The organism is Micromonospora citrea, assembly GCF_900090315.1.
Lineage (GTDB): Bacteria > Actinomycetota > Actinomycetes > Mycobacteriales > Micromonosporaceae > Micromonospora > Micromonospora citrea.
Window position 1 is genome coordinate 6,531,826 of record NZ_FMHZ01000002.1, and the last position, 11,255, is coordinate 6,543,080.

Annotated in this window: 1 protein-coding gene; it reads left to right on the top strand. The window is 76.8% G+C overall.

Annotated elements, in window-relative coordinates:
* The first annotated feature begins 8 nt into the window (after nucleotides 1-8).
* A complete protein-coding gene (locus GA0070606_RS29210) occupies nucleotides 9-11,225 on the top strand; it encodes a type I polyketide synthase (RefSeq protein ID WP_091106417.1) in 11,217 nt (3,738 codons plus the stop codon).
* The last annotated feature ends 30 nt before the right edge of the window (nucleotides 11,226-11,255 follow it).

An 11,255-nucleotide genomic window follows, 5' to 3' on the forward strand; every position in this document is an offset into this window, starting at 1 on the left:
GAGAAGTCATGGCGGACGAAGAGCGGCTGCGCGAATACCTGACGCGGGTCGTCGCCGAGCTGCAGCAGACCCGCCAACGGCTCCGCGAGGTCACCGCCGAGGAGTCCGAGCCGGTGGCCATCGTGGCGATGAGCTGCCGCTACCCGGGCGGCATCAACTCGCCCGAGGACCTCTGGCAGTTCGTCTCGTCCGGCGGGGACGCCATCGGCGACTTCCCGACCGACCGGGGCTGGGACCTGGAGCGGCTCTACCACGCCGACCCCGACAACCCCGGCACCTCGTACACCACCGCCGGCGGGTTCCTGCCCGACGCCGGGCAGTTCGACGCCGCGCTGTTCGGCGTCTCGCCGCGCGAGGCCGTCGCCATGGACCCGCAGCAGCGGCTGCTGCTGGAGGTCACCTGGGAGCTGCTCGAGCGGGCCGGCATCGCCCCGCTGTCGCTGCGCGGCAGCCGGTCCGGCGTCTTCGTCGGCACCTCCGGGCAGGACTACGCCGCCGTGCTGCACCGGGCGCCCGGCGTCGAGGGGTACGTGCTGACCGGCACCGCCGCCAGCGTCGTCTCGGGCCGGCTCGCGTACACGTTCGGGCTGGAGGGCCCGTCGGTCACCGTGGACACCGCCTGCTCGTCGGCGTCGGTCGCCATCCACCTCGCCTGTCAGGCGCTGCGCCAGCGGGAGTGCGGCCTCGCCCTGGCCGGCGGGGCGACCGTGCTGGCCACCCCCGGCCCGTTCGTCGAGTTCTCCCGGCAACGCGGCCTGGCCGCCGACGGCCGGTGCAAGTCGTTCGCGGCCGCCGCCGACGGCACCGGCTGGTCGGAGGGCGTCGGCATGCTGCTGCTGGAACGCCTCGGCGACGCCCGCCGCAACGGCCACCCGGTGCTCGGGATCATCCGCAGCTCCGCCGTCAACGCCGACGGCGCGTCCAACGGGCTCACCGCCCCCAACGGCCCGTCCCAGCAGCGCGTCATCCGGCAGGCCCTGGCCGGTGCGAAGCTCACCCCCGACCTGGTCGACGTGGTGGAGGCGCACGGCACCGGCACCACCCTCGGCGACCCGATCGAGGCGCAGGCGCTGCTCGCCACCTACGGCCAGGAGCGGGGCGACGCCGCGCCGCTGCTGCTCGGCTCGATCAAGTCGAACATCGGCCACACCCAGGCCGCCGCCGGTATCGCCGGGGTGATCAAGATGGTGGAGGCGATGCGGCACGGGATCGTGCCGGCCACCCTGCACGTCGACGAGCCCACCCCGCACGTCGACTGGGCCGCCGGCGCGGTCAGCCTGGTCACCGAGCCCACGCCGTGGCCGGCCGTGGACCGGCCGCGCCGGGCCGCCGTGTCGTCGTTCGGGATGAGCGGCACCAACACCCACCTCATCCTCGAACAGCCCGAGCCGACCGCCGCCGGGACCCACCGGCCGGACCTTCCCCCGCCCGCGCCGGTGCTGCTCACCGGCCGCACCCGCACCGCGCTGCGCCGCCAGGCCGAGCGCTGGTCCCGGTACGTCGCCGACGACGCGGACCTGCGGCCGGCCGACGTGGCCTGGACCTCGGTGGTCTCCCGATCGCCCCTGGCGCACCGGGCGGTCGTCCTCGCCGAGGACCGCGACGGCCTGCTCGCCGCCCTGCACGCCCTCGCCGACGACCGGCCCGCCCCCGGCCTGCTCACCGGCGCCGCCGCCGAACGCGGCGGGGTCGCGTTCCTCTACTCCGGCCAGGGCGCCCAGCGCGCCGGCGCCGGCCGGGAGCTGTACGAGACGTACCCCGCCTTCGCGGCGGCGCTCGACGAGGTCTGTGCCCACCTCGACCACCGGCTGCCCCGGCCGCTGAAGCCGCTGCTGTTCGCCGAGCCCGGCACCGACGAGGCGGCGCTGCTCGACCAGACCGGCTTCACCCAGGCCGCGCTCTTCGCCGTCGAGGTGGCGCTGCACCGGCTGCTCGGCTCCTGGGGGCTGGCCCCCGACATGGTCGCCGGGCACTCCGTCGGCGAGCTGACCGCCGCCCACGTCGCCGGCGTGCTCACCCTCGACGACGCCTGCGCCCTCGTCGCCGCCCGGGGTCGGCTCATGCAGGCCCTGCCGGCCGGCGGGGCGATGCTGGCCGTCGCCGCCGACGAGGCCCGGGTCGCCGAGTCGATCGCCGGGCTGACCGACCGGGTCGCCGTCGCCGCCGTCAACGGACCCGACGCCGTCGTCGTCTCCGGCGACGCGACGGCCGTCGACGAGCTGGCGGAACTCTGGACCGGCCGGGGGGTGAAGGTGCGCCGGCTGCGGGTCAGCCACGCCTTCCACAGCCCGCTGATGGAGCCGATGCTCGCCGAGTTCGCCGCCGTGGCCGCCAGCCTCGACCTGCGCGCCCCCAGCCTGCCGGTGGTGTCCAACCTGACCGGCGCGCTGGCCGACCCGGCGCAGCTCACCGACCCCGGCTACTGGGTGCGCCACGTCCGGGAGGCGGTCCGCTTCGCCGACGGCGTACGCACCCTGCGTGCCCACGGCGTCGGCACCTTCGTCGAGGTCGGCCCCGACGCCGTCCTCGCCGCCGGCATCCAGGAGACTCTCGCCGGAGCCGGAGCCGGAGCCGGAGCCGGAGCCGGAGCCGGAGCCGGAGCCCTCGACGCCGCCCCCGCCGTGGTGGTGCCGGTGCTGCGCCGCGACCGCCCGGACCGTCGCGCCCTGCTCGCCGCCCTCGCCCAGCTCCACGTCGCCGGCACGTCGCTGCGCTGGGCGGACGTCCTCGCCGACCGGCCCGGCCGGCTCGTCGGGCTGCCCACCTACCCGTTCGAGCGGCAGCACTACTGGGTGCCGGCCGAGGCGCCCGCCGACGAGGCCGCCACGGGCGGAGCCGGCGCGCTCGACCGGCGGTTCTGGGCGGCCGTCGAACGCGCCGATCTCGACGCCCTGCGGGACACCCTCGCCGTGCGGGACGAGGACGCCGCCGAGTCGCTGCGTACCCTGCTGCCCGTGCTCGCCGACTGGCGGCGCCAGCGGCAGGAACACTCGGTGCTCGACGGCTGGCGGTACCGGGCCGACTGGCAGGTCACCGGCGAACCCGCTCCCGCCCGGTTGGCCGGCACCTGGCTGCTGGCGCTGCCCGCCGGCGGCGCCGACGACCCGGCGGTGCAGACCGTCCGGGCCGCGCTGACCGGCGCCGGGGCCGACGTGCTGCCGCTGACCGTGGAGCCGGACGCCGACCGGGCCGGCCTCGCCGCGTCCCTCGCCGGCGCCGACCCCGCCGGGATCGTCTCCCTGCTCGCGGGCGAGCCACCCGCCGGCGGCACGACCCTGCCCGGCCTCGCCGCCACCCTCGCGCTCGTGCAGGCGCTCGGCGACGCCGCGATCGACGCGCCCCTGTGGCTGGTCACCCGGGGCGCGGTCGCCGCCGCCTCCTACGACCGGGTCACCGACCCCGCCCAGGCCGCGATCTGGGGGCTCGGCCGGGTGGTGGGCGTGGAGGCCCCGCACCGCTGGGGCGGGCTCGTCGACCTGCCACCTCGCCCCGACCACCGCAGCGGCGGCCGGCTCGCCGCGATCCTCACCGGATCGACCGGCGAGGACCAGCTCGCCGTACGCGGACCCGGCGTCTTCGCCCGCCGCCTCGTCCGCGCCGCCCTCGGCGACCGCCCCCCGGCCCGCCGGTTCGCGCCCACCGGCACCGCCCTGGTCACCGGCGGCACCGGCGGACTCGGCGCCCGCGCCGCCCGCTGGCTCGCCGCCGCCGGAGCCGAACACGTCGTGCTGGTCAGCCGGCGGGGACCGGCCGCCCTCGGCGCCGCCGAGCTGGAGGCCGAGCTGACGGGCCTCGGTGCCCGGGTCACCGTCGTCGCCTGCGACATCGCCGACCGGGAAGCCCTCGCCGCCCTGCTCGACCGGGTCGAGGCCGACGGGCCGCCGGTGCGTACCGTCGTGCACGCCGCCGGCCTCGCCCAGGCCACCCCGCTGGCCGAGGTCACCCCCGCCGAACTGGCCGAGGTGACCGCCGGCAAGACCGCCGGCGCCGCCCACCTCGCCGACCTGCTCGCCGACCGGGAACTGGACGCCTTCGTCGTCTACTCGTCCATCGCCGCCACCTGGGGCAGCGGCGGCCAGGCCGGGTACGCGGCCGGCAACGCCTACCTCGACGCGCTGGTGCAGCGGCGGCGGGCCGAGGGCCGGGCCGGCACCGCCGTCGCCTGGGGACCGTGGGCCGACGGCGGCATGCACGCGGCCGACGCCGAGCGCGACCTGCGCCGCCGGGGCCTGCCCGCCATGGACCCGACCGTCGCCATGGGCGCGTTGCAGCAGGCCCTCGACCACGACGACGTCACCGTGACGGTGGCCGACGTCGACTGGACCCGGTTCGCCCCCGCGTACGCCTCCGCCCGCCGCCGGCCACTGCTGGACGGCGTACCGGAGGCGCGGGCCGCCCTCGACGGCGGCGCGCCGGTCGACGACGGCGACGACGGCCCGGCGGCGACCCTGCGCCGGCGGCTCGCCGGGCTGGCCCCGGCCCGGCGCGAGGAGACCGTCGCCGACCTGGTCCGGGACCTCGCCGCCGACGTGCTCGGCCACGACGGCGGGGCCGCGGCCATCCCGGCGACCACCGCGTTCCGGGACCTCGGCTTCGACTCGCTGACCGCCGTGGAGCTGCGCAACCGGCTCGTCGCCGCCACCGGGCAGGCGCTGCCCACGACCCTGGTGTTCGACCACCCCACCCCGGTCGTGCTGGCCCGCTTCCTGCTCGCCGGCCTCTTCGACGCCGCCACCGGGCCGAACCCCGTCGCGACGCCGTCCACGGTGGACGACGACGAGCCGGTGGCCATCGTGGCCATGGCCTGCCGCTACCCCGGCGGCGCCGACGACCCCGAGCGGCTGTGGCGCCTCGTCGCGGACGGCGTGGACGCCATCGGCGACTTCCCTAGCGACCGGGGCTGGGACCTCGACCGGCTCTACGATCCCGACCCGGCCAACCCCAGCACCACCTACACCGACAAGGGCGGCTTCCTGCACGGTGCGGCGGAGTTCGACCCGGGCTTCTTCGGGATCTCGCCGCGCGAGGCGGCGGCGATGGACCCGCAGCAGCGGTTGCTGCTGGAGGTCTCGTGGGAGGCGGTCGAGCGGGCAGGGGTTGAGCCTGGGGTCCTTCGGGGTTCGCGAACAGGGGTGTTCGTGGGCACGAATGGTCAGGACTATGGGGCCCTGCTCATGGCTGCGGGGGAGCAGGCCGAAGGGTTCGGGGCCACGGGCAACGCCGCGAGTGTGGTGTCGGGTCGGGTGGCGTACGCGTTGGGGTTGGAGGGGCCGGCGGTGTCGGTGGACACGGCGTGTTCGTCGTCGTTGGTGGCGTTGCACCTGGCGGTGCAGTCGCTGCGGCGCGGCGAGTGCGACCTGGCCCTCGCCGGTGGCGTCACGGTCATGGCCACCCCCGGCACCTTCTTCGAGTTCTCCCGGCAGCGTGGGCTGGCCGCCGACGGCCGGTGCAAGGCGTTCGCGGCGGCCGCGGACGGCACCGGCTGGGGCGAGGGCGTCGGGGTGCTGCTGGTGGAGCGGCTGTCCGACGCGCGGCGCAACGGCCACGAGGTGCTGGCGGTCGTGCGGGGGAGCGCGGTCAACCAGGACGGTGCCTCCAACGGGTTGACGGCGCCGAACGGGCCGTCGCAGCAGCGGGTGATCCGGCAGGCCCTCGCGGCGGCGCGCCTCACCGCCGCCGACGTGGACGTGGTCGAGGCGCACGGTACGGGCACCACGCTGGGCGACCCGATCGAGGCGCAGGCGCTGCTGGCCACGTACGGACAGGGCCGCGAGGGGCACGAGCCGCTGCTGCTCGGCTCGATCAAGTCGAACCTCGGGCACACCCAGGCCGCCTCGGGCGTGGCGGGTGTGATCAAGATGGTGCAGGCCATCCGGCACGGCCTCGTCCCGGCGACGCTGCACGTGGACGAGCCGTCGCCGCACATCGACTGGACCTCCGGGGCGGTGGAACTGGCGATCGAGTCGCGCCCCTGGCCGGCGGTGGAGCGCCCGCGCCGGGCGGCGGTGTCGTCGTTCGGCATGTCCGGCACGAACGCCCACGTGATCATCGAGCAGGCCGACGAGCCGGAGGCAGTCGCCCCGGCCGTGGCGGGCCCCGGACTGGTGGCGTCGGGCGTCGTGGTGTGGCCGGTGTCGGCGCGGTCGAAGGGCGCCCTGGCGGGCCAGGCGGCCCGGCTGGCGCAGTACGTGCGCGAGCGCGGTGAGGTCGACGCGGCGGCGGTGGGCTGGTCCCTCGCCGCCACCCGGTCGACGTTCGACCAGCGGGCGGCCGTGGTCGGGTCGAGCGCGGAGGAGTTGCTGGCGGGGCTGGACGCCCTGGCATCGGGGACGCCGGCGGGCAACGTCGTCGCCGGCACCGTCACGCCCCACGGGGCGGGCCCGGTGTTCGTGTTCCCGGGTCAGGGTGCGCAGTCGGCGCGGATGGCGGCGGGCCTGGTGGGTCGTACGCCGGTGTTCGACGCGCGTCTGGCGGAGTGTCAGCGGGCCCTGGCCCCGTACCTGGACGTGGATCTGGTGTCGGTGTTGACCGGTGACGACGAGTCGTGGTTGGCGCGGGTCGAGGTGGTGCAGCCGGTGCTGTGGGCCGTGGGCATGGGTCTGGCGGCGGTGTGGCAGCACGTCGGGGTGGCCCCGGCGGCGGTGGTGGGTCACTCGCAGGGCGAGATCGGCGCCGCGTGTGTGGCCGGGATTTTGTCGCTGGAGGACGCGGCGAAGGCGGTCGCGTTGCGGTCGCGGGCGCTGACGGTGCTGCGGGGCACGGGCACGATGGCGTCGGTGGACCTGTCGGCCGAGGCGGTCGCCGAGCGGCTGTCGGCGTTCCCGGGTGTCGGGGTGGCGGCGGTGAACGGCCCGTCCACCGTCGTGGTGTCGGGTCCGCCGCAGCCGGTGGCGGACCTGGTGGAGGCGTGTCAGGCCGACGGGGTGCGCGCGCGGTTGATCCCGGTGGACTACGCGTCGCACTCGGCAGCGGTGCAGGACGTCGCCGAGCAGTTGCGCGCCGACCTGGCCGACGTGACCCCGCGACAGGGCCATACCCGTCTCGTGTCGACGTTGACCGGGGACTGGGTGGACCCGGCGTCGATGACGGCGGACTACTGGTACGACAACCTGCGACAGACGGTCCAGTTCGACGCGGCGGTGCGGGTGGCGGTCGCCGCCGGGCACACGACGTTCGTGGAGATCTCCCCGCATCCGGTGTTGACGATGCCGGTGACGGCGATCCTCGACGCCGCGGGCGCCACCGGGCACACCCTGGGCAGCCTGCGGCGCGGTGACGACGATCCGACGCGGCTGCTGACCAACCTCGCCACCGTCCACACCATCGGCCTGCCCGTCGACCTCTCCACTGTCCTGGCCGAGACCGACGTCGTGGCGCTGCCCACCTACGCCTTCGAGCACGGACGCTTCTGGCTGGACGCGCCCGCGCACCGGGTGCGCGACGTCGGCTCCGCCGGCCTCCAGGACACCGGGCACCCGCTGCTCAGCGCGGCCGTACCCGTCGCGGACGACCGAACGGTGGTGCTGACCGGGCGGCTGTCGGTGCGTACCCACCCGTGGCTCGCCGACCACGCCGTCGGCGGGACGGTGATCGTGCCCGGCACCGGCGTCGTCGACATGGTGGTCCGGGCCGGCGACGAGGTCGACGCCGGCCAGGTGGGCGACCTGACCCTGGTCAACCCGCTGGTGCTCCCGACGACCGGGGCGGTGCAGGTGCAGGTACGCGTGGGCCCGCCCGGCGACACCGGCGAGCGCACCGTGACCGTGCACTCCCGCCCCGAGGACGGCGGCGACGCCGGGTGGACCCGGCACGCCGAGGGCCTGCTGCTGGCGCGGCTGCCCGCCCCGACGGTGGTGCCGGGGGAGTGGCCGCCGGCCGGCGCCGTCGAGGTCGAGGTCGACCTGGACGCCTGGTACGCCCGGATGGCCGACGGCGGCCTCGGCTACGGCCCCGCCTTCCGGGGCCTGCGTCGGGTGTGGCGCGGCGACGACGGCGTCCACGCCGAGGTAGCCCTGCCCGACGAGGCGAGCGCCGACGCGTCCCGGTTCGGGCTGCACCCCGCCCTGTTCGACGCGGCCCTCCAGGCCGGCGGGGTCGCCGGGCTTCTCGGCGACGCGGGCGACGCCTCCGGCGCGGGCTGGATGCCGTTCGCCTTCCGTTCCGTCGCCCTGCACGCCCACGGCGCGACCCGGCTGCGGGTGCGGCTGCGGTCGCTCGGTCCGGACACGGTCGCGCTCACCCTCGCCGACACCGCCGGCCAGCCGGTCGCCACCGTGGAGTCGCTGACCTTCCGGCCGGTCGCCGCCGGCCGGGCCGACGAGGCCGCCGCGCTGCGCCGCACCTCGGTGTTCCACCTGGACTGGACGCCGCTGCCGGCCCCCGACGCGGCGGCGGGGCAGAGCCGCTGGGCGCTGCTCGGCGACGACACCCTCGGCCTCGCCGAGGCGCTGGCCGCCGCCGGGCATCCCGTCCGCGGCCACGCCGACCTGGCGACCCTGGTCGCCGCCATCGAGCGGTACGGGGACGTACCCGATGTGGTGCTGGACCTGCGGTCGGGCGCCGAACCGGACCCGGACCGGGCCGGCGAGGCCGCGCACGACGCGGCCCGGGACGCGCTCGCGCTGGTGCGGGGCTGGCTCGGCGAGCCCCGGCTGGAGCGGTCCCGACTGGTGCTGCACACCCGGGGCGCGGTCGGCGCCGCCCCCGGCGAGGCCCCCCGCGACCTGGCCCGGGCGAGCCTGTGGGGGCTGGTGCGTTCGGCGCAGTCCGAACATCCCGGCCGGTTCACGCTGCTCGACACCGACGCCGCCGCCGCCTCCCTCGCGGCGGTCCCGGCGGCCGTCGCCTGCGGCGAGCCACAGCTCGCGGTCCGCGACGGTGCCCTGCTGGTGCCCCGGCTGGCCCGGGCGCGCGCCGCCGGGGTGCTGCCGCTGCCCGCCGACGAGGTGCCGTGGCGGCTCGACGTCATCGAGAAGGGCACGCTGGAGAACCTGGCCCTGCTGCCCGCCCCCGAGGCCGCCGGGGAGCTGCCGGCCGGCCACGTCCTGGTCGGGATGCGCGCCTCCGGGCTGAACTTCCGGGACGTGGTGCTGGCCCTCGGCATGGTCCCCGACCAGCAGGTGCTGGGCAACGAGGGCTCCGGCGTGGTGCTCGACGTCGGAGCGGGGGTCACCGACCTCGCCCCCGGCGACCGGGTCATGGGCATCTTCTCCGGCTCGTTCGCCTCGGCGGCGGTCACCGACCGCCGGCTGCTCACCCGCGTCCCCGACGGCTGGTCGTACACCGACGCCGCCGCCGTGCCGGTGGTCTTCCTGACCGCCTGGTACGGCCTGGTGGAGCTGGCCCGGCTGCGCGCCGGGGAGTCCGTGCTCGTCCACGCGGCGGCCGGCGGCGTCGGCATGGCCGCCGTCCAGATCGCCCGCCACCTCGGCGCGGAGGTCTACGGCACGGCCAGCCCCGGCAAGTGGCCGGCGCTGCGCGCCACCGGCTTCGACGACGCGCACCTCGCCTCCTCCCGCAGCCTCGACTTCGCCGGGGAGTTCCGCGACCGCACGGGCGGGCGGGGCGTCGACGTGGTGCTCAACGCGCTCAGCGGCGAGTTCGTCGACGCGTCGCTGGGGCTGCTCGCCGACGGCGGCCGGTTCGTCGAGATGGGCAAGACCGACAAGCGCGACCCGGAGCGGGTCGCCGCCGACCACCCCGGCGTCAGCTACCAGGTCTTCGACCTGATCGAGGCCGGCCCGGAGAAGATCGGCGCGATGCTGGGCGAGCTGATGGCGCTCTTCGCCACCGGCGCGCTGCGGCCGCTGCCCCGGCGCACGTGGGACGTCCGGCGCGCCCCCGAGGCGTTCCGCTTCCTCAGCCAGGCCCGGCACGTCGGCAAGCTCGCCCTGAGCATTCCGCAGGCGCCCCGGCTCGACGGCACGGTCCTGGTCTCCGGGGCGACCGGTACCCTCGGCGCGTCGCTCTGCCGGCACCTGGTCACCGCGCACGACGCCCGGCAGTTGCTCCTGGTCAGCCGGCGCGGCCCGGACGCCGAGGGCGCCGACGAGCTGCTCGCCGACCTCAAGGCGCTCGGCGCGGACGTGTCGATCGTCGCCGCCGACCTGGCCGACCCGGACGCCGTCGCGGACGTGCTGTCCATGGTGGACAGGCGGCACCCGCTGCGGGCGGTCGTGCACGCCGCCGGGGTCCTCGACGACGCCACCGTCGAGTCGCTCACCCCGGACCGGCTCGACGCGGTGCTGCGACCCAAGGTCGACGCGGCCTGGAACCTGCACCGGGCCACCCTCGACCACGAGCTGAGCGCGTTCGTGCTCTTCTCCGCCGCCGCCGGCGTCTTCGGCGGCCCGGGCCAGGGCAACTACGCCGCCGGCAACGCGTTCCTCGACGCCCTCGCCGAACACCGGCGGGCCCTCGGCCTGCCGGCGGTCGCCCTGGCGTGGGGGCGCTGGGCGCAGGCCAGCGGCATGACCGGGCACCTCGACTCGGCCGACATCCGCCGGCTCGACCGGGGTGGCATGGCCGCCCTGGCCAACGAGGAGGCACTCGCCCTGTTCGACGCGGTCTGGCGCGCCGAGCGGGCGACCCTGATGCCCGCCAAGATCGTCACCGGAGTGGCGGCGCCCGGGGCGCCCGTCCACCCGCTGCTGGCCAACCTGGTCCGCGCCGGAGGTCGCCGGGCCGCCGCCGGCGAGGCCGCCGACGGGCAGGCGTACGCCGAGACGCTGCGCGCCCTGCCCGACGACAAGCGGACCCGCGCCCTGCGCGAGCTGGTGCTGGCGCACGTGGCGGTCGTCCTCGGCCACGGCGACCCGGCAGGCGTCGAGCCGACCCGCGCGTTCCGGGAACTCGGCTTCGACTCGCTCACCGCCGTCGAGCTGCGCAACCGGCTCGGCGCGGCCACCGGGCTGCGGCTGCCGGCGACGCTGGTCTTCGACAACCCGACGCCCGAGGCGCTCGCCACCCACCTGGCCGGGCAGTTCGCCCCGGTGACCCCGGCGGGCGAGGCGTCGACGGCGGGCCGGGAACTGGACCGGCTGGAGGCGGCGCTCGTCGGGCTCGACCCGACCGACGACGAGTTCCGCCGGATCACCGACCGGCTGCACGGCCTGCTGGGCCGGCTGACCGAGCGGCAGGCGGACGCGGACGGCGACGACGACCTGGAGTCGGCCACCGCCGAGAACATCTTCGACCTGATCGACCGCGAGCTGGAGACGTCGTGACCACCAGCCGCAACGACATCAGCCGCAACG

Excerpts from the sequence above, each read along its gene's own strand:
- GA0070606_RS29210 (WP_091106417.1), top strand. The coding sequence starts at position 9 with ATGGCGGACGAAGAGCGGCTGCGCGAATACCTGACGCGGGTCGTCGCC.